This is a genomic window from Janthinobacterium sp. BJB401, from assembly GCF_013372745.1.
Lineage (GTDB): Bacteria > Pseudomonadota > Gammaproteobacteria > Burkholderiales > Burkholderiaceae_D > Janthinobacterium > Janthinobacterium rivuli.
In genome coordinates, this window is sequence record NZ_JABXFH010000034.1 from 12,972 (window position 1) to 34,482 (window position 21,511).

The window sequence follows — 21,511 nt, forward strand, 5'->3', positions numbered from 1 at the left end:
CCGACAGATGCCGGTATGCGTCATTGAGTGACGGCACGTGTAGCGGATGGTTTTATATGCGGGCAAGGACTCATTTATCTTTTCATACTAGCTCGATATTCTGTTTCAGCTATCCAGCACACCATTTCCGTACGTCGCCATCGCAGAAGTTCTTCAAACCCATGCGCCCTTGGCGGTAACTCCCACGCTAGGGACCGGAGCTGTCTCCGTACGGTCGCGACGCTTAGGCCGAGCAATTCGGCCAATTCGACGACATCAAGGTAATTTGTTGGCATTTTGTCTCCACGAGGCGCGTTCAGTTGGAATATGTTCCTCGTGTAGAGAACCTATTTATTAGCGAGCACGAACTAGGCGGTGCCGGACGCGTGTTATTCGTGCTTGTCAATGTTCGCCGAATACTTGAGACACACAATGTGGTTGTAATCGCACCGTTCTACGCTGAGTTCATAGAAGCGCTGTAGTGGCACGTAGATGCATGCGTAATCGAATGACATACTGTGGTAGCGGACGGTTTTATATGCGATGCGATAGGCTGGACTTGGCAAAGATAGCGGTTATGGGCTGTCGTGTTGCATAAGTATGTATTAATAATTAAATCATTTATTGTCGGAATGAATGCGTTCATGCATAGTCGTATCTCGGTTAAAAAATGAAAGCAATGCATGGTTTTTCGGGTTACGGCCGCGGCCGCTGATTTTCTCGAACGTTTGGCGCAAGAGCTAGATGTGCCGGCTAGTCGCTACGAGGAGGCTGAAAGGCGTTATCACTCGGTGGGAGATTGGCTTGACCGGGAAGAGTCGAGTTTGAAGGAGCACTCCCCCAACGTCTATGTGCAAGGCTCTTTCCGTTTAGGTACTCCCATCCGTCCTGTAAATGATGCGGAGCACTATGACATTGACCTTGTGTGCGAGCTCTCGTTGGGAAAGCACGAGGTTTCACAGGAGGACTTGAAGGCAATGCTAGGTGTCGAGATGCAGCTGTACGCTAAACGCTACGGGATGGCGGCACCGTCGGAGGGCCGCCGTTGTTGGACGCTCGACTATGCCGAAGGCGCGCAGTTCCATTTGGATGCCTTGCCAGCAATTCCAGACGGGGACGGTAGAAGAGTCATCTTGGAGTCTCTCCACCTCTCGGCAGAATGGGCGAAAAGTGCAATTGCCATCACAGACACCGAATGTGAAACCTTCAGAGCACAGACGTCACAATGGCCCCATAGTAATCCTAGGGGCTTTACGGAGTGGTTTCGCTCCAGGATGAAAATCGCCTTCAACGAGCAGCGGCAGCGTATAGCGTTTCAGGTACAAGCAAACGTTGAGGATGTTCCTGCCTACCGCGTGAAAACGCCTCTTCAGCAAGTTGTTCAAATCCTGAAGCGTCATCGCGACGTCCGCTTTTCTGATAACGCCGAAGTAAAGCCTATTTCGGTCATCATTACGACACTGGCTGCAAGGGCTTACGGAAACCAGGCCGACCTTCCCGAGGCGCTGGCGACAATCCTGGAGAACATGCATTTGCATATTCAGCAGCGCAATGGCGTGTATTGGGTTGAGAATCCGACCGACCCAGCTGAGAATTTTGCGGACCGTTGGGCGACCCACCCCGAGCGAAAAGACGCGTTCTTCCAATGGCTAAGGTTCGCGCACGAGGATTTCAAAAATATTGCGGGCAACGACGACCCTCAGCTAATAATGGAGTCTGCCAGTGCCGCCGTGGGGGACTCGCTGGCAAGGAAGGTCCGGGCCGGCGCTGGCACGTCCAAGCCTAGAGGACCTACGCAAAGCATCTTTCAACGTGCGGTCAGCGTATTCACCGCTCCGCATCGCCAGGCTCCGCCCTGGGGCACTCGTGCCAAGGGCAAAGTTAGCATTGCAAAAACCCGAGTCTTTCAAAATGGGTTCCGCCCAATTGTTTTGCTGCACGATTCAGCACCTCTGACGAAAGGGGTTTCGCTTGAGTTTGCCGCTACAACTGATGTGCCAAAGCCTTACAGTGTTTTTTGGCAGATTGTGAATACGGGTGATGAAGCGAAATTTCGAAACGACCTGCGGGGCGATTTCAATCCCGACTTGATGGTCCAGGGCGGCATCGTGCGAAAAGAGGACGCGGTGTACTCGGGGACGCACTCCGTAGAGTGCTTCATCGTCAAGGATGGAAATCTGGCCGCACGAAGTGGTGCCTTTATCGTCAACGTGAAATGAGATTGAATAGTGAAAAATTTGTTCTATGAGTTTTGCAGCCGGGCTATCGACTGGATTTTTAGAGTACGTACCACCGGTGCCCTGTTATTGAAGGGCGGGCTGCTGCTTCTCATTGGAATTGCGGCAGTTGATTTCGCCTTTCAGGTCAACTATCGCGACAAGGAAAGCAGTCTGAACCTTCAGTTTGGAACCGGCGGGGCGCTGCCAGATTCAATCGTATATATCGTCGTTGGGATAGCGGCACTGCTACTGATTTCAGGGATATACGTGATGTGGCGCGATGACCGAAGAGAGCGGCGCCAGCTGTTGATAGTCGTAGAGGTGCGGGGTCTCCATGGAACCGTAGACACGCCTTCGGTGAAAGTAGTCAAAACTAAGTTTCGAGGGAACAGGCACCCCGTCGTGGTTGACTTTAGACCCAACCGCAACGGGGAGCTTGTAAATCCTGAGCTGATGCTGTCAAAAATCGAAGGCATGAAGTTAACCGTCGACTCTTTGTCGCAGGGGCGGGACAAGAGCGACGTTTTCGTTGCCGTGGGCGGTATCGCAGCTGTGCCGGCGATGTTCCTAGTCGGTAAAATTTTCGAGGACGAGTCCCACATTCATTTGTATGATTGGGATAGAGACTTAAAATGCTGGAAGATGATAGACCGGCCAGACGATGGCAAGCGGGCGCTGCCGCTGGTAGTACCTACATTGTCGCCAGCAGATACCGAGATTGTTCTCGCAGTTTCGGCCTCATATCCAGTAGATGACGTATCAGTCGGCGCAGCATTTCGTGGCCTGAGTGTGGCGCGATTGTCGGTTGATACACCGCGGGTGAATAGCTACTGGTCAGAAGTGGCGCAGCAGGCTTTTGCTGCGGCATTTCGCGACTCTATACAGCAGTTGATGGGGCTAGGCATACGGCGAATCCATCTGGTGCTCGCGGGGCCGGTAAGCTTAGTTGTTCGAATGGGTTCAATGTATGATGACCGTCTTCATCCTGAGCTCATCGTCTACCAATATGAGAAGTCGTCAACTCCGCCGTATCCTTGGGGAGTAGCAATGCCCACCCACGGGTCTCCGAGTCCTACTATCCATAAGCTAAAGGTCCCAGCCGCGGGTGCAGCCGATGTCGGTACCTAAGCTGCTAGGTACTGCGCTCGTTAGCCTCGTTCTCTTAGCGCTAGCCGAAAGTCGCTCCAAACCGAACCGTGACCTTCAAGTTCTGTTCGAGCGCTTCCACGCGGCGATAAAGCTCGATGAACATGATGAGCGGCTCAAGCTGCGGACGAAGCGGGAAATTCTTCTCAAGGCGCTCAAGAAGAGGCTGGCGGTGCATAGGCTGGAATTCGAATCGTTCGACCAAGGAAGCTACGCAATGCGAACGGGGGTAGTTCCCAAAGACGGAAATTACGACATCGACGTGGGACTCATTTTCGATTGTTCGCTCGAGCGATTTCCAAATCCCGTTTCTCTTAAGACCCTGGTCCACGACGGACTCGCGGGAAGTAACAGAACTGTTGCCATACGACGAGCTTGTGTCACGGTCACATACTTTCGGGATGGAGTGCCGGATTATCACGTTGACCTGGCCGTCTATTTAAGGAAGCCAGACGGTCATCTCGTCCTTGGAAAAGGCCGGAAATATTCGGAGGCGGAGAAGTGCGAATGGGTGCTCTCGGCACCGAAGGAGCTTACCCAGTTTATCTTGTCGAAGTTCGATGGTGAGGAACAAGCTCAGTATCGGCGCTGTATTCGCTACCTCAAGCGTTGGAGAGACGAAAACTTCAATGCTGGTGCGCCGCTCAGCATCGCTCTCACTGTTGCAGCGGCATTGTGGTTTGAACCCAAGCGCGCAGCAGACGAGACCTTTGCGGACTTGGATGCCATCCTTGCGCTCGTCAAAACGATGCAGCGCAAGTTCGGAAACAACTTCGACTTAGGGAGGCTGTCCGTTCCTTTACCTGGCGCTCGGAAGATAGACTTGATGTCAGGCCTGACATCCGGTCAGATGAGCGTTTTTAAAGAGCGGCTGGATTGCCTGAAGGATGCGCTGTCGAAGTGTTATGCCGTCGATTCCACTGCCGACGCCGTCCGAATTCTTCGTTCGCAGTTTGGGCCTGAGTTTCCACTTAGCGAGGTGGTGTAGCGCTGCCTGCAGCAAGACGCGGACAAGGCCGATGCCGCGAACAAGCGAGTGCTAACGCTCAGATGCCGTCGTTAATTTGATTTCGCGTCGGCCCGACGTCTGTATATTTGCGCTGAACTGCGGCATTGTCCTCTTCGTGTTCTTCGCTGGTCGTCGCTCTTTGAATCGCAATGACGGCAGCACTGTCACCCTCGACGATTGACTCAATCAGGGTACGCAGGTCATCTGTCGTCCCCACATGTGTGCCGATATATCCTGATTGAATCAGACTGAACAGAGCGTCCTGCCGCATGTAGTGGCCGTTAAGCGACTTGTAGCTAATTTTGAGATTCCCGTTTTTGTTCTCAAATTGGGGCTGTCGCAACAATTCCTCCATATGGTCCAGTGGAATGAGGAGATTCTTGTCAGAGGGAGATAGGATGTTTCGTACGAACTTGAAATAGAACCCGCCCGCGTTCAAACGGTATCCCTTCTTATCCGAGTGTTGGGAAAAACTCCGCATCTTGGCTATCTGGCCCGGGAAATGCCGCTCTTTCGTATACTGCCAGTCCGAGTTTTCTTCATCGGAGCCGCCTGTCTTCTTAAGCATCTTGTACTGAATGAGAATCGCATTGTTGTGGTGGCTATTAAGGTAGATTAGGTCAACGCCCAGTACATACTCCAATGCCTTTCTGTTGGCAGTGAACACGTCGAGCGTCTCATTACCGTTGCGAAATGATGCCTTTCCTGTCGTATCTAAATGTATAAACTCGTAGCCAGGTAAAGTGACCGCGTCGTGCGCAATGACGTCGTCTTCCCGCACGCGGACTTCCTTCAAGGTGGTCTCGTCCCGCGAAATTTCGAGCCTGGTAGCTATCGCGTCTGCTTTTAGGCCAAAGGCCTTCAACGCCGTGTGTATCGCGTCTAGCTGCGTGCTTTGATTCTGTCCGCGCTTTTTGCCAGGTAAACCGTTCGCGACTGCCTCGATGCTGCGATGATTGGAGGTGAATGCGGCCAGACCTTTAAGGAGAGCTTGACTCACCTTCGGCGATAGCTTGACTAAGTCGGCTTGACCAGCCAGAGCCCGCTTCAAGTCGCCGTGTTGGCGCTTTTCGCTAACCAGTGCGAGCAGCGTTGCCTCGGTAGCGGGTTGTATGAGAGACGCGCGGCGTACTCGAACTCGGGTTTCCAAACTAGCTACCGCATCGCGAAGGCCGAGAATACATAGGAAAGCGGCCGGCGTAGTCGGGCCGGCGCCAAACCGAGGTGTTAATTCCCCGAGGATTATGCACACGCTGTTCTGGACGATGTCGTGAAAATGGTCATGCGGGCGAATCAGCGTGAAGTCAGTGATACCGCTTTTCGTGTCTTGAAGCTGGTCTAATGTGGAACCGAGCCGGAAGACGACAATCGGATGCTTTGCAACCACAGCAAGCAGCTCCGTCAGCCACAACGGCTCAGCTATCGGCATGTTTGAACGGGTCATAGGTAGTAGTCAAAGGATAATCCATGGAAGAAGGCGCCATATAGCTGGCGCTCACGTTGGGCATAGGCCGCCAAACAATATAGCGCTTTGATGTCAATGATTCAAGACTGAATTGTTTACCTCCTGTCCGCCGCGTTGGCGATTTCGACGTCAGTACGTCGCAGTACCTTAGACAGCACTATTGCATGCGTAAATACAAGTTTGAGTTTTTCTGGTCATAAGTGCCCCAGTAATCCTTGCATAGGCGCACGAGATACTGGTCGAGAATGTCGGCCTCCGGCATATTCCTGCGCTTTCCAGTTTTAGTTTCAATGCAGGAGGTCACGAATTGCTCGACCAATGACACGCAATACCTCCACCGTTCATGTAGTTCAGGAGGCGTGCAGCCTGGTTGGTAGTAGCGGCCATCAAATTCGACCGCCTGGTATATCTTCTGAGGGCCTGGAACTGCACCCAGCTATGTTGGGAGCGGAAAATTATTGGGAATTTCTAAATCGTCCATTTTTTTGCTCTCGGAATCATATGGCCCATTAATACGATAGTGTGAATTTGAATCTGAATTCTCCGCGCGAATGAACTCGTCTGGCAGAGCCTCCTTGTCCTGGACAGTTTTCTGTTCAGTTAGTTCAAAGTCCTTAAGTCATCATGCGACGCCGGTAGGAGTCCAAACGCTCGCGGCAGCCATTAACCCATAAACAGAAAGAGCCAGTCTTTAAAACCGGCTCATGGTTGATTTCGGGCACTTATTCGTCGGCTGCAGTGACCAGCAATTTCCAAGTGTGTGGCTTCTTATCGCAATTGGAGCAGGGTGGCAGGCGACCGCATTCCCTGTTTATGACGTCCTCGTATCCGCACGATTGGCATTTGTAAATCCCGGGGCTTGATGGCTTCTCCCCAGGTTTTCGGGCTAAGCTGTATTTAGGATTTGTTTTCGACTGTTTAACTTTTTCTGCGTCATTGTAAAAGGCCATTTTTTTCTTTCGGTGCAATAAAAGTTGATACAAGGAACAATTTCCTGGCGGACTCCACCTTGGGCCAGATATCAAATTTTCAAGCGTTGGAGGACAATCTCCGACGTGTATATGAGTACAGGCACCACGCAAGATTCACCGAAAGCCATTCACTACGTTTGCATTGGGAATCCTGTGATAAGGACACCAAGTGACTGATTTGAGAACGCGAGGTTATCTGTGGGGTGTATAAAAACCCAGCTTATTTTGGCGGCATGGTTGTATTCGTTTAAAACCGGAGTATGATACTGATGAGTTGGCACTCGATAGGTGAGAGTGCCAATCCATTCTAAAAATGCAACCTTGCGCCAGGCTGTGCAAATCGCAGCGGCGAGTTTCGGCTCTTAATTAAGGATTTCAAAATGCCAGCAGTTCAGAAATACTTCGACGATTTTCATTCCAAAATCAAACTTGATGACGACGACGAAAAAGCAAATTTGCGAGACAAGCGCGACACTATTCTGAGAGCTCTCGACGCGAATTTGCCCGAAGACGTTCCGAAATACGATAACTTCCATCAAGGCAGCTATTCTATGCACACCGGCGTAGTCCCCTTGGACGGGAATTATGATATTGACGTTGGAATCGTTTTTAATTGCAAAAGAGACAAATACCCTGACCCGGTTACTCTCAAAAAAATAATTCGCGACGCCCTGGATACTCATGGCCGCAACGTAAACATCCGCCGTCCATGCGTCACAGTGAACTACATGCGGGGCGACGTGATTTCGTATCACGTTGACCTTGCGGTCTATACGAAGCGTGACGACGAGTTCCTCGACCTTGCCAAGGGGAAAGAAAATTCCGAGGCAAGCAAACGTGTCTGGGAAACGTCAGACCCCAAACAACTCACCAAGATAATCTGCAACGCATTTTCGGAAACTAACGAACTCGCCCAATACCGTCGCTGCATCCGGTACCTCAAGCGGTGGCGCCAAGTGCAGTTTGCGTCTGGCGCGCCGCTGAGCATTGCGCTCACCGTCGCAGCGCAAAAATGGTTCAAACCCCACTTTGAGACGTCGGGGAAGGCGGGTGACCTTCAAGCGATGCTCAACTGGGTGAATGCGATTCTCGCCCAGTTTCAGTGGACTAGCACCGACGGCAGTTTTTATCAGCGGCTTGCCGTCACGCTCCCGGTCACTCCTTACTATGACTTGATGGAATGGATGACTGAGGGGCAGATGAGTACGGTGAAATCTAAGTTCGAGGTACTTAGTGACGCTCTCCAGGATGCCTACGACGAGGAGTTGCCGGAGGACGCATGCAAAGTGCTGAAGAAACAGTTTGGTGACGACTTTATGGTGCCCGAGAAGGCCGCGACGGCTCGTGCCGTGGTGCCGCCAGTAATTAGCACTGGCAACTCCGCCTGATGAGCAAGTCTGTCGGCGCCGAAGAATCTATTGATGCGTGTGTCGCTGCAGTCCGTCTGGCCTGCGGCGACCGTGGCATCGCGTTTGACGCGCTCGATATTAATGACCACAAACGACTGCGGGTCACCTTGAAGGGTACGTTTCAAGACTGGGACCTTTCAATCGAATGTGACAGTACAGCGGTCGCTGGGTTACCTCATGTAAGGTTGCATCCGACTGGCCGACTGCACCCGCATGTGGGCTACCGCGGCACTGTATGCGTGAGCGACCATCAGGGAATTTCGTTGGACCCTGACCGTCCTGCAGACATCGTCGCCTACACTTTGCTGGCAGCGTTCGACTTGCTCGAAAAATGGGATGTCGATAAAGACGCCGGCACTTCCGAATTCTTCAACGAGCTCGAAGGATACTGGTCCGGCCTGCCGGGCGCCACGGGCAGTTCCGGTGCAATTGAAGTCGACCGGAAGGACAGGTTCATTACCTTCTACGTCACCGCGAAGGACAATAAACGCAAATGGTACTTTACCGAGCGAGATGTCGCGGCACCCCGAAATTTTGACGTGAAGGGGGCCGCTTCGCAAGCTGCACTGTATATCCATCTTGATGCCCTGGTTGCTCCTCCTGTCGGCCCTGAAAAGCTCACTGCGAAATATGTTGCGACCATCCGGGACAAAATGTCGGCGGCGCAGCATGAGCTCTGGGGCAAACTGGTCCGGCCTTCATCAAACAAGAACCACCCGAGGCGCACGGTGTTGCTTGTCTCGGCTCCCCGCGAAGCTGGGGGTGTATCGCTGATTGGTATCGAATTTGGAACTCGTAATGGGGACATCGACCTCGAAGCAGCAGTGACGCCGCTAACCATGCGGCGACTTACAGCCTCCTACATGCGCGAACGTGGTGGCGCGTCTGAGACTATGTATTCAAGGCATGTCGTCGTTGTTGGATGCGGCGCAGTCGGTTCAGTTATCGCCGATACACTGGCAGCAACTGGTGTGGGACAGCTCACTCTGGTGGACCACGATGACTACTCTGAAGACAACGTCTTTCGCCACATTCTTGCCCCTTTCTGGGTTGATACTTCCAAGGTGTACGCGCTTAAATATCAGCTAGAAACGCACTACCCTGGAATCAAGGTCAACGCCTATTCGAACACTGGCCAAAAGTGGCTTCGCGGAGCAGACCTCAATGACGTAGACGCAGTAATCATCGCTCTCGGCTTACCTACTCTAGAGCAGTCTTTCTGCCGCACGCTACGGAAGACAAAACGGCAAATTCCAATGCTTTTCACATGGTTGGAACCGCTCGACTTGGGCGGGCATTCGGTTCTCGTTTGGACGCAGGGGGAGGGTTGTTTAGCTTGCCTTTATCGAGACGAGGAAGGAGCACTTAGCCTACAGTCGCGTATTGCCTTCCTGGCGCCCAACCAGGCCGTCTCCAAGAACCTTACGGGTTGCGGGAGTGTGTTCGTTCCTTATGGAGCGATACAGGCGCGGCGGACAGGATTGATGGCCGCCGAACACATGCTGTCTGCACTTGGTGGTGAAACTGGCCCGTCTTACCGGTTCTGGACAGGCGAAGGAAAAGCTGCCGCAGAACGACAACTGCGAACAACACCTTGGTGGACCGAAGCCCGTACTGCGTTCTCCGGTGAGACGCACTCCCGGCGCGCTTTCGGCCGCCCTTGCAAGAGCTGTAGGTCGCCGAAATGAAATTGGTATTCCGCGTCACATCCAGTCAACGCCTCATCTTCGTGGAACAGGCGATTGAACAGATGCTCGCTTTTCGACAGCGCTCCTGGTGGCAGGCAGAAGCCGGCGGAGTTCTATTAGGCCGGCATCTGCTCGATACCAACGATGTTGTCGTTGACGAGGTCACAACTCCACAAAAGAGTGACCGTCGCAGCCGCTTCGGGTTTTTCCGTTCGAAGAAGCACAGCACAATCGCGCAGAGTCGATGGTCCGAAGAGGCAAGCACGGTTGCGTACTTGGGCCTCTGGCACACGCATCCCGAACCGGACCCAACACCGAGTGGCGTCGACCGTCAGGACTGGAAGCAAGCGCTGTCAAAAGACATATTTCACGGGGACATGCTGTTCTTCCCGATAGTTGGCATAGAGAGAATTCGCGTGTGGGCAATGACCACCAATGGAGCGTTTTTCGAATTGAAAGAAGAGGAAAAAGATGGCTAGGACCCAAGCACGAGCTGCAATCCCACCTGCGACAAGGCATGCGCTTTGGATTGCCGCTGCAGGAAGATGTCAATTCCGGGGCTGTAATAAACCTGTCTCCCGTGACTTCCTGACGAAGCGAGCCGCAAAAATCGGTGAACTGGCCCACATCGTTGCCTACAGCCCGGCTGGAGCTCGCGGCGTGGTGGAACTTTCAGAAAAGCTTGCTGACGATGCGAACAATCTAATGCTCGCTTGCTATGACTGTCACGCACGCGTGGACCGAAATGGGAAAAACAGCGAATACACCGCGGCCCAGTTGCTCGCCATGAAGCGTGAGCACGAGGCGCGCATCGAGTTGATATACAGTGCAACTGGGGTGATGGACAGCCTGCCGATACTGATGTCGTTCCCCGTCGGGACCCATTCGCCGGTATTCGATGTACGCCAAGTAAACTACGCGATGCTCGAGAATAGCCGATTCACGCGTGCTCCCAGAAGCCCGCACATCCACATCGACCGTGCAGACTTTGACATCCTCGACAGCGCCGATGATTTTTGGCCGCGCGCTGAAGCAGCGCTGCAGACGATTTTTGAGCAGCGTATTCGCCCGACGCTGACTGAGAAGAACGGCCCAACGCACCTGACGATTGCTGCATTCGCACCGATTCCGATGCTCATGAAGTTGGGCGCGCTTCTGGGAGACAAGATAGAAGCGACGGTACTCGATTTGCCGGTCGAACGATGGCTATGGGATGTTCGGCCGGAATGTCCAGCTCCGAAATACAAATTTGACGTTCCCGATAAGCTCCCTCGAGAGGTTGCGGTTGTCGTCAATATTTCAGGTGTCGCCACGCGCCCGGACCTCCAGATGCCGGTCTTGGAATTCCGTGCTGAAGCGCCCAATAGGGGAATCATTCGAACAGAGGCGCACGTGCTCGAGTTCCGCCGGCAATTCAACGCGTTCTTGAATGCTCTCAATACCGCCGGGGTTCGCTTGCTGCACATTCTGCCTGCAACCCCGCTGAGCGCAAGTGTCGAGATTGGACGGATGCTGCTACCTAAGATTTTCGAAGAGGTGCATGCGTGGGAGTGGCAGGCCCCAAATTGGAAGCAGGCGGTGCGTTTGAAGTGAACGAATAATCAACTTCATCGATAAATTCGAGTTTGCTGGAACTGGAACACGAAGCCGCTGTCTATTACTACGCAAATCACGCCCGCCATGAAGCGAAGGCATCCAGTCTTTTAACCCCTAAATTTTAGCGGACCTCTAGCAAAGAGACCTGCGCGCCTACCACCGAAAATTTTCGTTCGTCGTCACCGACACTGGCCCGCCTGCAGATGACCGGGCTCGCGCTCCCAATTTTTCGGAACCGTCACCAGTGTGCGGGCCAAGCTGGCAGGCGTGACGGCGGAAAAATTCCCGGAATCTTCGCAGTAAGCGTCGAGGTCAAAGGGGGGGGGCGAATCACCATGCCCTTTATGCTGCTGGTAACAGTGGTGTGGTTGCAACCTCGTACGCGTATTCAAATGCCGCCGGCCCAAATTTCCCGGCCAGTGTTCAGCGGGCCGCTGATTTGGCGAAAGGGGTCGATTTGAAATCCTACTCTTCGACGCCGATGACGACACCATCGATGCCCAGCACCACGCTGGCCTGGTTCGTGGTGGACACGAACGGTCGGGTAGCGCTGGTTATGTTCACATGCGATATGATGTAATCGAGTAGTCGGCAGCGCGTATATGCAGCCGGCCGAATCTACACCGCTACTGCAGACGAGGATGCATATGGAAAACGAGGTATTTAGGTTGTTGTCTGACGCGCTGTCTATGCATCTTGGCACACCAAGCCCCCATGAGAGCCAAACCGGAGTCCGTTTCAAGGCACCGCATAAAGGTAAGGCGACCGTCTATCACGAGAAAATTGCGATTGGGAATCATGCCGAGGTTGCATTCGAACCGGTATCGATGGCTCGTCGCCTGCAGATGACAGAGGGGGAGTTGCGGGCTTTCCTGTCAGAACTCCGGATATCGACCGGAAGGCCTGTATTGCCAAATCCTCAGTTTGATTGGCCGCGTGTGGGAGTCGAGTCAGCGGCTCACGTCGCGTTAGTTGCTGATTTTTTGCGACAACGGTTGCAGACCATCCCATAATTGGCCTGATGATGGCAGCGAGCATATGCCTGAAAGTTGAGATATAAATGCCTACCTGCCAAGCCGGATTTGAAATGCGGTTTCACCGCTGCGCGCCTTCGTCAAGACACTACGTCCGGGAAAAGCCGTAAGTAACACTCAGGTGGAGCCGAGCCGAGTAGCTGGAAAATTTTCCCGCTACCAGTGCGTTTGCCTCCGCGATTTGCGAATCACATAAAGTTACTCGCAAGGGGAGGGGCGTGAAACGCTCCCCCCTTTTGTTGCCACGACTCCGCGCTGGCCGCCGGCGGTGCCAAGTGCCGGTGATACCGTGCGCCCGTGTTTGAACTCCGACGTTTCGGGAAGAGCAAGCGGTGGCCGGTGGCGCCCAGTCAGGTGCAATTGCTCACGAACTTGGGGAGCCTAGCCGGTGAGCTCAACGCCGCAGCGCCAGGCGCCCGGACTTGGTCGCATTTCAGATGTGACCAAGGCGCAGCGGCAAGGGGGGGCTATTCCGGCCCCCCTTTTTTATTAGCTGCCCCGTTCTGGGGAGCGGCATCAACCTGTACTACTAGCTCGGAACAAGCTCTTCACGTGAGCAGATTAAGGCCGCAGCCGCGCGCCCGGCGCCATCTGCTGGGCAAAAACCTATGCCGAGTAGGCTTTACCTTGGCGCCGCGCTGCTGGCCGGCCAAAACCGGCGATGTGCCGGTATTGCTTCCTTGGATGGCTGCAGCACCAAGCCTTGCCGCGATTTCAAATCTGAGCAAGCACCCGCTGGTTTGCAGGGAACTTAAAGTTCCCCGCAGATTTGCAACCCTCTTAAAGAAGGTCGCAAAGGATATCGTTTATCGCTTTCCCTCTGGCCTAACGCACCACCCCAGCCAAAGCCGATACCCGCTGGAGCTACTCGGCAATGGGCTGAAAATTTAGCCGATTGCACTGAAGCTGTACCGGGCGCGCGCGGTCCGGCGGTATCGGACAATTTACCGGCAGCCTTGCATAACAGCACTGACTAAGTGCGCCAGCAACAGGCCAGTCCTGTGTATGAGCAATATTCCGCGCTGGCTGCTTTGCCCTGGTGACAATGCGCGCATTTTTGGCTTGAGCACAATGCTATCATCTGAGTAAATATGGCCAGATTCGGTCAACAATAAACATTCTTTCTAGTAATTTAATTTTTCAATAATAGTGCTGCACTGGCTGAATTGGAATTTACTAACCTCCCCCCCCAATTTATGTACAATCATATTATCTTGCTGTCAGACCTTAGCTACACAATCGGAATTATTGGCTTGGTAGAGTATAACGAAAGACTTGAAATTTCTAACTGGTTAAATTGCAGTGACAACTCGTTAAGCGACCCGCGAGATTGTGATGATGAACATCGAGTATTTGACTACGAGCGACCACATGAATCGCCAAATAAAAATTCTCCATCGGGTAGTCCGATTGGTTCGGGTTCGATAGAAGACGAAGACGAGGAGTCGGACCGATGGCGTAGATTTTTGGCATTCAATAAATGGGTTTTTACTATCGGAGATGCCGATTGCTATCCATCGGTACCTCATGGACATTTGCACAATAAAAATAATCCCTATCCAAAACTTAATCCTTACACCGGCAAGGCTTTTTTGAAGTCGCGTGCGGAGGACGTGAGCTTGAGATTGTCAAGAGCGGAGATGAAAACCCTTTGGAGCGATTCAAAATTTGTGCAGCATTGCCGAGAACAAGTAATTTACTATGAGCAATTCGCTCCTGCATATGGATTTCCAGACGCACGCCGCGGCAGACATCACTTTCCTCGTTGGCGCTAGGGCAGCAGATTTTCTGATGAGGTTGAATTTTTTTTTAACCCAGTGTCGCGCCAGCGCTGCTACCCGCTGTGACGACGAAGTTCGTCGGCGCAAACTGCCGGGCAAGCAACGTCCGAAAATTGGCCATTGCCCCACTAGGTGCAAGCGTCCGGTGGTCTGGGCCGGGGCATCACCTACTATCTGTGTTCCGAACACAGATAAAGGCCCGGCAGGTTAACTGCCTATCCCCCGCATTGTGGAGATACAGCGGGGCCTCGCTAGGTGACGGGGCTTAATACGACTTATGCTGAAGGGATATTTTGAAGGTGCTTATACTGACTCCAAATTAGTGCACGTAAACCTTTTGATGCTCTAATTGAATATCTTTTTCGAGTTGTTGCTACTTCGACATGAAGTGATTTTATAGTGAGCCAAACAAGAAATTTTGAACCGCTGAATAAGAAGTTTGGCTCTTCTTGAAATATTTTTATTTTACAAAGATAGCTCGCGGTAGTCCCTTCTTCGAGCGTAGTTGGAACTTTCACAGATAAATTAACAATCTCGTCTGTCGCCATCCAGGTTAATAATTTTTTTCCGGCTTTGAATGGCGGTTTCGCGACCCAATGATATCCCGTAACGATAATTTTTCTATGTCCGGTGTTTACAACATCTATCATTAAAGCCTGCCTTGGTGGCTGTGTTCCAAGAATACATGTTGATATTGATACTTTCAATTGTTCAATATCTTTTTTTCTCGCATATCGATAGGCTAAAATAGAGATGCAGAGAGCGCCTCCAGAAAAAATAATAGTAATAAGGGCGGATGCCCATGATGCAAAACTATTGATGCACATCCAGGTCGTGCAAGCTTCTAATTCTAATGAAAACAATTATTACTCCATTTTAAATTTACAGATTTAGGATATATAAAAAATATTTTAAGGAATTTCTTCACGTAACATCTATGACGTCCGTTATTATCGACAACGATGAGCAATTTTGACTTGCCAAAACCTTCTGGTAATAGCATGTTTATCTAGCTATCTTTCTTCAAGTGTCATAGCCACCAGCTCGTCCGCTTTCACGTCTGCTGCCCCCGCAGCGCAATGTCCATTGCGGCATACATCTATAATTAACAACAAATATTCTTTCGGCAATGATGAAATCGCGGCCGACGAAAAGGCTTGAAGTCTGCCTGTCGCCGGTCTATTCTAAAAACGTCCCCGATAAAAGAGGGGAACGGGTTTAGCAGCCCGAACTGACAAGGCGGACATCCGCCATTCGGCGGCTTTTTTTCGTCCGTACCACTGTACCCTTTCAATGAGTGGCGGTGGTGGGATGCTTCGGCCTGCCGGTTTCCTTTGTCACCGGTCTGCTAACCCGCCATTTGCCGCTCACCTCGTTTAGCAACGTGGTGTTCGGTTTTGTAACCGACTTTGGAGGCAACATCCTGCCAGGTAGCACGGCACCCCAACATATCCCAGCAGCAGCCATGGCCCTGTCCGTCGGCCAACTCTTTTCCGCCGCGTTTAGCGGTAGCCGCGACCCAAGCTCAGGCGAATATATGGACGGCGCCCGGGCAGCGCTGGCCTAATCGCACCGTTCTACGCTGAATTCGTAGGAGCGCTGTAGACGCACGTACCTGTCGCACACACTGAATGAGAAGGCTATCCCCGTAATACGGCATCATTATTTTTTGTCGACGACAGATAGGTCAACTGACCGCATGCGGTTGTACGCGGTTGCTAACTCGCTGCTCGCACAGATATCCAGGCGGTACAGACGCTGTCCCGCTTGAATCGCGCAGCGCCAGGCAAGGATACCCTGGGCGGAGTTATGCCATGACCACCGTCGTCGGCGTGCCGACTTAGGTGAATCGGTTGAGGACGGCGGCGCGCACTTGCAAATCGGCGACTTGGTGGTCAAAATTGCGCGCCATTATCCTTACCTATTTTGCAGCGGCTATGGTCGGGACTATCATCGCCATATGCTCCAGTCATGAAGCAAGTCAGGGGGAGGCGGATGGCGGCACCTGCCATCCAACCAGTTTGGCGGTTCGGCGCATTACCCACCTGGCCTCTGGCTCGGATACCCAGCCCGTTGCAATCAGCCGCGGCAAATATTGGTCGAGAATCTCAGTCTCTGACATGTGCGAGCGTTTCCCGGCTTTGGAGTCAAGAGACGTTACGGCGAGTTGTTGCGCAAGGTCTTCGCAGTTGTTCCAGCGTTCGAGTAGCTCCGGCGGCGAGCAGCCAGGGCTGTAGAAACGGCCTTGGTACCGATTCATGGAAAATTTAGGCTGGGCGCCTGAAACGGCGCCTAAGTTGCTTGGAATTGGGAAATCTAATGGCAGCGCGGCAAAGAGCGCCGCTTCCGATTCGTCTTGCGGCTCATCGCCGAGTTCAATATTCATAGTGTCTTTTGCATAGATTTTAACCTCTCGTCATAATACTCCAGCGTCGAGTTCTCGGCCTAGAAGGCGGCAATGAATATCCATGTAAGCAATATTGGTACTTCGTGCAAGAATACTTCCATTTTCGCGACAATCTCCCTTAGAATGTTTCGATATATCCGTAACCACCTAGGAAGTTCAAGACATGGCATACCAGGCTCCCATTCAGCGTAGCACCCCAACGGCATTTCTATTTCTAGTTGACCAGTCGGGGTCCATGGGAGACCGCATGGCGGGCTCTGAAAAGACAAAAGCACAGTTCGTGTCCGATGTGCTGAATCGGACCTTTGTGGACTTGGTCACTCGCTGCACGAAGGCAGATGGCGTGCGTGACTACTTCGAAATTGGTGTTATCGGCTATGGCGGCGATGGGGTCAGTAATGGTTTGGCAGGTGTGCTCAGCGGCCAGGTACTGAATCCTATTTCTGCACTTGAAGCGAACCCACTGCGCATCGAAGACCGCAAGCGTCGTGTCGACGACGGTGCCGGCGGGCTGGTGGAGCAGTCCATCAAATTCCCAGTCTGGTTCGAGCCGAAGGCGAGTGGCGGAACGCCAATGCGCGAAGCGATTCGTCGCGCTGGGGAAGAGTTGGCCGCATGGTGTGACACGCATCCGGACAGTTATCCGCCGACAGTACTTCACGTGACCGATGGTGAGTCCAACGATGGCGACCCAGAGGAACTGGCCGAGACATTGCGACAGTTCTCGACTGGCGACGGAGGTGTGCTGCTATTGAACCTGCATGTCAGCGCCCAGGCCGGTCAGCCCGTTTCGTTCCCAGCGGGTGAGCACAGTCTTCCTGACCAATACGCCAAACTTCTCTTCCGCATGTCCAGCCAACTTCCCGAGCACCTAGTAAAGGCTGTTCAAGAAAAGGGACTGAAGGTGTCCCATGAGTCGCGCGGCTATATCTTTAATGCAGAGGCGGCAGAAATCGTCGACTTCTTCGACATTGGTACTCGAGCTTCCCAGCTTCGATAACCTATGCGCTTTCGCGTTGACCTGGCGGCCTCAGTCCCTAAGGACTGCGCTTACCCTTACCTTAATGAGGATGCGTGGGCTCATAACGAAGAGTTCACTTGCGTCGCCCTTTCGGATGGCGCTTCGGAGTCGTTCGATTCCAAAACTTGGGCACAGCTGCTCGTGAAACGTTACGCCAGCAACCATGCGATGACACCAGATTGGATTGGAGAAGCGCTTAGTGAATATTCGAGCGCGTTCAACTTCGAAGACCTCACATGGTCGGGGCAACGTGCATTCGACCGGGGTAGTTTCGCCACATTACTAGGCTTGGTCATTGGGCACAATGAGACTGACCTGGAGGTCCTTTGCGTAGGCGACAGCCTTGCACTGCTTGTACGGGATGGGCGTGTAATTTCGTCATTTCCATTTGACGTGCCCGAGCAGTTCGACGCGCGCCCAACATTGCTTTCAACAAAGGGACATTCCAATTCTCTATGGGTGAATTCGGAATTCTTCCAAGGCGCTAGTCGGACCTGGAAGGTGGAGGCGGGTGATGTTATCTACGCCGTAACCGATGCTGTGGGCCATTGGATTTTGTCTCAATTAACCGAAAACAAGAGCATCTCAGACCGGCTCTTGAAAGTAAGGTCCGAAGCCGAATTTACGGATTTGGTCCAGTCAATGCGACCAGGTCGAGAGATTAGGCTCGACGATTCCACAGTGCTTCGGCTCATTGTCGAGGATGAGTGATTGCATCATGGCTTACCCCAGTATTGACCAATATCAACGCGCCCTACAAAATCCACAGTACGTTTTTGCAGACGCCCAACTAAAGAGTGGCACCATTCGGTCATCAGGGCTGGGATTGCCATTAGTGGCATCCGGGGGCTTTGCACTGACTTATGCTTTGGAATCAGGCGGACGGAAATTCGCAGTGCGTTGCTTCCACCGGGAAGCGCCGGGAATTGAACGACGGTACGCCGCGATTTCCACCAAGGTGAAGGGGTTGTCCTCAAAGTACTTTGTCGACTTCGATTTCCAACAGCGTGGTGCCCAGATTGAGAAGGGCTACTACCCGCTCGTGAAGATGGCATGGGCGGAAGGTGAAACGCTAGGGGAGTTCGTTGAGTCCAACTACAAAGACAGGGCCAAGCTTTCTAACCTGATTGCATCGTTAACCGAGCTTTCCAAGTATTTGGAGTCGGTGGGAATTGCCCACGGTGACATCCAGGAGGGCAACCTGATGGTGGCCGATGCTGGTCGCAAAGTCCAGCTTATCGACTACGATGGGATGTATGTACCGGAAGTCGCAGCACTAGGAGGTTCCGAACTCGGGCACCGGGACTACCAGCATCCCAAGCGGAGCTTTGCGAACTTCGGACCAAGACTCGACCGATTTTCGTTCATTTCACTGAACCTCGCTCTGCGTGCACTTTGCCAGCGCCCAGCCTTATGGAATGCATCGCAAAGCGGAGCGGGCGTAATCATCTTTCGTGCAAATGATTTTGCGGCACCAGGGCAATCAGTTGTCATCCAGGACATTGCAAAAATCCCTGGGTTGGAACGTGATGCGAAAAGCTTCATGTCGATTTGTGCCGCTGAATTTTCGGCAATACCCTCGCTTTCGGACTTCTTCAATGGTGCAAACATCCCGGCCGTGTTGGTGCAGCAAATTGTTGTCGGAACTGTGCAGCGTGCTGGCTATATCAGCCAATACCCGGTGTTGAATCCTGCGAATTATGACGTTTTCCACGCAAACATCGGAGCGATGGTGGAGTTGGTCGGCAAAGTGATTGAGGTGAAGGTAGACCGAACTCGACACGGTAAGCCGTACATTTTCATTAATTTTGCGCCCTGGAAAGGGAAAGCTGTGAAAATCGCTCTGTGGAGTACGGCCTTGACCGGGGAGCGTGAGCTACCTTCAGCAGCATGGGTGGGGCAGTGGGTGACCATTCGCGGCCTCGTTGAGCCAGTGTACTCAAGTAAGAAGCTGGGATATGACCACATCACAATAACTGCAGCTCTTGCCAGCCATGTCTCGAAGATTACTGAGCAGGAAGCCCGGTATCGCTTAACGCCAGGCTCATCCGTGCAAGCAGCCAGTCGACCATTGTCCACGAATGCGGCAGCACTCATTGCTCTTAAGAATACGGGCTCTGCATCAGAAGTGCTGGTGGGCGCTGCGCCGCGGAAGCAGGCGCCCACGCCCACTGCAACGGCCCAGCCGCAGGCGCTTACTTCGAACCAATTGGCCCTTCAAAAACTTCGTCAGCAGGCAGCGCCAACCGGCGGCCAAGCCAGTAGTACGAATTCCACTGGGACCAATTCGGTAGCCGGTGCGGGAACTCGCAAACCGACTAATTTGTCTGGCGGTGCCGGGCCCACCAATTATTCGCAAAACCACGCAGCTGCGCCAAGGAAGAAAACAGGATTCTTTAATTGGTTCATGGACCTCTTTTCGTGACCCCGAAATAATGATGATGCGACCGCCGACGCTGTCTTTAGTTTCATGAAGAGGCTGGGATTTCAAGAATGTGAACATCACTTTGGGATGTCATTCCGGAATGAAATAGTACAAAAATCACCTCTGATTAATGACGTGCAGGCATCGCCTTGTCGATTGCGCAAATGCGCCTAAAGTTCACGATGGATAGGTGCCGGTCTAACATCTCCGGTTGCCGGCGCAGTCGTGAACGATAATGGAGCCGACATAGCCCTGGTAGAGCTCATTACGCCAATCCTCCTCGAACTCCATTGGTGTACGGAAGTATTCAAATCCCAGGTGTCGTTAAACAGTCATGTAGTTGACGCACGTGTCGTTCTCCAAGTTCAATGAATAGGTTCGATTTTATATGGCATTTTTTCCGAAGTGGCGGTTGCCGTTTAGACTTACGTGCTTCCATTTCTACTGATTAAGTTTGAGCGTGCCCTTCTTGATGTAACATACGATTGGCCGTAATCAGCCGAGGCTGTGCAAAAATGCAAAATCATGAAATGGACGCTGCGCGAGCTTTGAGGATAGAAAGGAATACTATGTCTGTTGATGTACCCGAACCTTCAAAAGGTGACTTTGCCCATGCTCTGGCGAAGGCTGGGCTTTCTATTATTCCAGTTGTGGGAGGGCCAGCCGTCGAACTCTTCCAATTATTAGTCCAGCCCCCTTTAGAGCGGCGCCGAGCTACTTGGATGGAGCAAGTGGGCAAGAAACTTCTTGTGCTGGAAGAGAAGGGGTTAGACCTTTCGAAATTGCAAGAAAATGACCAATTTATAACCGCCGTTATGCAAGCTTCATCTGCGGCCATTCGTACTCATCAGCAAGCAAAATTAGACGCTCTGAAAAATGCAATTATTCATATTGCGATAGGAAAAGCACCGGAGGAAACGTTCCAACATCTTTTGCTAAGTTTCATTGATGAATTCTCGGAAATGCACTTTCGAATTCTTGCGTTTGCTAATGCTCCGGTTGCACCTGCCGGTCTTTCTATGGGAAGTCTTGCTCATATCTTGGAGGACAATATTCCATCATTACGTGGTCAAAATACTTTATATAACCAATTATGGAAAGACTTGTACGTTCGCGGCTTGGTAAGTACCGAAGGGCTAAATACCACAATGAGTGGCAGTGGATTGTCGCAGAGCAGGGCCTCTCCGATTGGCGTAACACTTTTGAATTTTATTGCTGAATCTTAAGGCTAAGCTAGGCTCCATTTTCGGCCAAGAGCGGACGAAAAAAATTGCGTTCTTTAAGCTGTCAATGCAATAGTAGCCATCATTGGTTCTCTTGATTTTGGTGTGACAATCCGCGCATTTTTACCTGATAGTGAA

17 protein-coding genes are annotated in these 21,511 nt (G+C 52.3%); 13 read left to right on the forward strand and 4 right to left on the reverse strand.

Annotated features, from left to right (window positions below; genetic code table 11):
• Positions 1 to 74 precede the first annotated feature (74 nt).
• Positions 75 to 275 carry a DeoR family transcriptional regulator gene (locus HWE17_RS28975; RefSeq protein ID WP_176389944.1) on the reverse strand — a complete coding sequence of 67 codons (201 nt, stop codon included), beginning with the start codon at positions 273 to 275 and terminating at the stop codon, positions 75 to 77.
• A gap of 387 nt (positions 276 to 662) precedes the next feature.
• Between HWE17_RS28975 and HWE17_RS19960 the strand changes: the two genes are divergently transcribed.
• The 3 genes from HWE17_RS19960 to HWE17_RS19970 are packed head-to-tail and all read left to right on the forward strand — an operon-like array spanning position 663 to position 4,332.
• Complete coding sequence (locus tag HWE17_RS19960) at positions 663 to 2,198, forward strand: nucleotidyltransferase (protein WP_176389945.1); 1,536 nt, start codon at positions 663 to 665, stop codon at positions 2,196 to 2,198.
• Positions 2,199 to 2,207: 9 nt separating this feature from the next.
• Positions 2,208 to 3,326: an SAVED domain-containing protein gene (locus HWE17_RS19965; protein WP_176389946.1), complete on the forward strand. Its 1,119-nt coding sequence runs from the start codon at positions 2,208 to 2,210 to the stop codon at positions 3,324 to 3,326.
• Positions 3,313 to 4,332, forward strand: a complete 1,020-nt coding sequence (locus HWE17_RS19970; protein ID WP_176389947.1) for a cyclic GMP-AMP synthase DncV-like nucleotidyltransferase — start codon at positions 3,313 to 3,315, stop codon at positions 4,330 to 4,332. The genes HWE17_RS19965 and HWE17_RS19970 overlap by 14 nt, the downstream gene beginning before the upstream one ends.
• Positions 4,333 to 4,390: 58 nt before the next feature.
• On the opposite strand, the gene HWE17_RS19975 is transcribed toward HWE17_RS19970, so the two are convergent.
• Positions 4,391 to 5,797, reverse strand: a complete 1,407-nt coding sequence (locus HWE17_RS19975) for a hypothetical protein (protein ID WP_176389948.1) — start codon at positions 5,795 to 5,797, stop codon at positions 4,391 to 4,393.
• A gap of 1,372 nt (positions 5,798 to 7,169) precedes the next feature.
• Here HWE17_RS19975 and HWE17_RS19980 point away from each other — a divergent pair.
• From HWE17_RS19980 to HWE17_RS20005, 6 genes are all read left to right on the forward strand, one after another.
• Positions 7,170 to 8,177, forward strand: a complete 1,008-nt coding sequence (locus HWE17_RS19980) for a nucleotidyltransferase (RefSeq protein WP_176389949.1) — start codon at positions 7,170 to 7,172, stop codon at positions 8,175 to 8,177.
• Complete coding sequence (locus HWE17_RS19985) at positions 8,177 to 9,886, forward strand: ThiF family adenylyltransferase (protein ID WP_176389950.1); 1,710 nt, start codon at positions 8,177 to 8,179, stop codon at positions 9,884 to 9,886. Before HWE17_RS19980 ends, HWE17_RS19985 begins: the two co-directional genes overlap by 1 nt.
• Positions 9,883 to 10,365 carry a Mov34/MPN/PAD-1 family protein gene (locus tag HWE17_RS19990; RefSeq protein ID WP_176389951.1) on the forward strand — a complete coding sequence of 161 codons (483 nt, stop codon included), beginning with the start codon at positions 9,883 to 9,885 and terminating at the stop codon, positions 10,363 to 10,365. The genes HWE17_RS19985 and HWE17_RS19990 overlap by 4 nt, the downstream gene beginning before the upstream one ends.
• Complete coding sequence (locus tag HWE17_RS19995; protein ID WP_176389952.1) at positions 10,358 to 11,479, forward strand: HNH endonuclease; 1,122 nt, start codon at positions 10,358 to 10,360, stop codon at positions 11,477 to 11,479. Before HWE17_RS19990 ends, HWE17_RS19995 begins: the two co-directional genes overlap by 8 nt.
• 650 nt (positions 11,480 to 12,129) lie before the next feature.
• A complete protein-coding gene (locus HWE17_RS20000) occupies positions 12,130 to 12,495 on the forward strand; it encodes a hypothetical protein (protein ID WP_176389953.1) in 366 nt (121 codons plus the stop codon).
• Between the two features lie 1,235 nt (positions 12,496 to 13,730).
• Positions 13,731 to 14,291: a hypothetical protein gene (locus tag HWE17_RS20005; RefSeq protein WP_176389954.1), complete on the forward strand. Its 561-nt coding sequence runs from the start codon at positions 13,731 to 13,733 to the stop codon at positions 14,289 to 14,291.
• A gap of 281 nt (positions 14,292 to 14,572) precedes the next feature.
• On the opposite strand, the gene HWE17_RS20010 is transcribed toward HWE17_RS20005, so the two are convergent.
• Positions 14,573 to 15,160 (reverse strand): hypothetical protein, encoded by a 588-nt coding sequence (locus tag HWE17_RS20010; RefSeq protein WP_176389955.1) that lies wholly within the window; start codon positions 15,158 to 15,160, stop codon positions 14,573 to 14,575.
• Positions 15,161 to 16,278: 1,118 nt separating this feature from the next.
• Positions 16,279 to 16,683 (reverse strand): hypothetical protein, encoded by a 405-nt coding sequence (locus HWE17_RS20015; RefSeq protein WP_176389956.1) that lies wholly within the window; start codon positions 16,681 to 16,683, stop codon positions 16,279 to 16,281.
• A 268-nt stretch (positions 16,684 to 16,951) separates the two neighbouring features.
• Here HWE17_RS20015 and HWE17_RS20020 point away from each other — a divergent pair, with 268 nt between their 5' ends.
• The 4 genes from HWE17_RS20020 to HWE17_RS20035 all read left to right on the forward strand — a co-directional run bounded on the left by HWE17_RS20020 (position 16,952) and on the right by HWE17_RS20035 (position 21,376).
• On the forward strand, positions 16,952 to 17,704 hold the full coding sequence (locus tag HWE17_RS20020) for a vWA domain-containing protein (RefSeq protein ID WP_255206325.1): 753 nt from the start codon (positions 16,952 to 16,954) through the stop codon (positions 17,702 to 17,704).
• Between the two features lie 3 nt (positions 17,705 to 17,707).
• Positions 17,708 to 18,436, forward strand: a complete 729-nt coding sequence (locus HWE17_RS20025; protein WP_176389958.1) for a PP2C family serine/threonine-protein phosphatase — start codon at positions 17,708 to 17,710, stop codon at positions 18,434 to 18,436.
• A gap of 7 nt (positions 18,437 to 18,443) precedes the next feature.
• Positions 18,444 to 20,150, forward strand: a complete 1,707-nt coding sequence (locus tag HWE17_RS20030; RefSeq protein WP_176389959.1) for a serine/threonine-protein kinase — start codon at positions 18,444 to 18,446, stop codon at positions 20,148 to 20,150.
• A 569-nt stretch (positions 20,151 to 20,719) separates the two neighbouring features.
• Complete coding sequence (locus tag HWE17_RS20035; protein ID WP_176389960.1) at positions 20,720 to 21,376, forward strand: hypothetical protein; 657 nt, start codon at positions 20,720 to 20,722, stop codon at positions 21,374 to 21,376.
• Positions 21,377 to 21,511: the final 135 nt, after the last annotated feature.

What these genes read in the sequence shown, in the direction of transcription:
- HWE17_RS28975 (WP_176389944.1), bottom strand. Translation starts at nt 275, where the DNA reads ATGCCAACAAATTACCTTGATGTCGTCGAATTGGCCGAATTGCTCGGC.
- HWE17_RS20035 (WP_176389960.1), top strand. Translation starts at nt 20,720, where the DNA reads ATGTCTGTTGATGTACCCGAACCTTCAAAAGGTGACTTTGCCCATGCT.
- HWE17_RS19975 (WP_176389948.1), bottom strand. Translation starts at nt 5,797, where the DNA reads ATGACCCGTTCAAACATGCCGATAGCTGAGCCGTTGTGGCTGACGGAG.
- HWE17_RS20015 (WP_176389956.1), bottom strand. Translation starts at nt 16,683, where the DNA reads ATGAATATTGAACTCGGCGATGAGCCGCAAGACGAATCGGAAGCGGCG.
- HWE17_RS20030 (WP_176389959.1), top strand. Translation starts at nt 18,444, where the DNA reads ATGGCTTACCCCAGTATTGACCAATATCAACGCGCCCTACAAAATCCA.
- HWE17_RS19995 (WP_176389952.1), top strand. Translation starts at nt 10,358, where the DNA reads ATGGCTAGGACCCAAGCACGAGCTGCAATCCCACCTGCGACAAGGCAT.
- HWE17_RS19990 (WP_176389951.1), top strand. Translation starts at nt 9,883, where the DNA reads ATGAAATTGGTATTCCGCGTCACATCCAGTCAACGCCTCATCTTCGTG.
- HWE17_RS19960 (WP_176389945.1), top strand. Translation starts at nt 663, where the DNA reads ATGGTTTTTCGGGTTACGGCCGCGGCCGCTGATTTTCTCGAACGTTTG.
- HWE17_RS19970 (WP_176389947.1), top strand. Translation starts at nt 3,313, where the DNA reads ATGTCGGTACCTAAGCTGCTAGGTACTGCGCTCGTTAGCCTCGTTCTC.
- HWE17_RS19985 (WP_176389950.1), top strand. Translation starts at nt 8,177, where the DNA reads ATGAGCAAGTCTGTCGGCGCCGAAGAATCTATTGATGCGTGTGTCGCT.
- HWE17_RS19980 (WP_176389949.1), top strand. Translation starts at nt 7,170, where the DNA reads ATGCCAGCAGTTCAGAAATACTTCGACGATTTTCATTCCAAAATCAAA.
- HWE17_RS20000 (WP_176389953.1), top strand. Translation starts at nt 12,130, where the DNA reads ATGGAAAACGAGGTATTTAGGTTGTTGTCTGACGCGCTGTCTATGCAT.
- HWE17_RS20020 (WP_255206325.1), top strand. Translation starts at nt 16,952, where the DNA reads ATGGCGGGCTCTGAAAAGACAAAAGCACAGTTCGTGTCCGATGTGCTG.
- HWE17_RS20025 (WP_176389958.1), top strand. Translation starts at nt 17,708, where the DNA reads ATGCGCTTTCGCGTTGACCTGGCGGCCTCAGTCCCTAAGGACTGCGCT.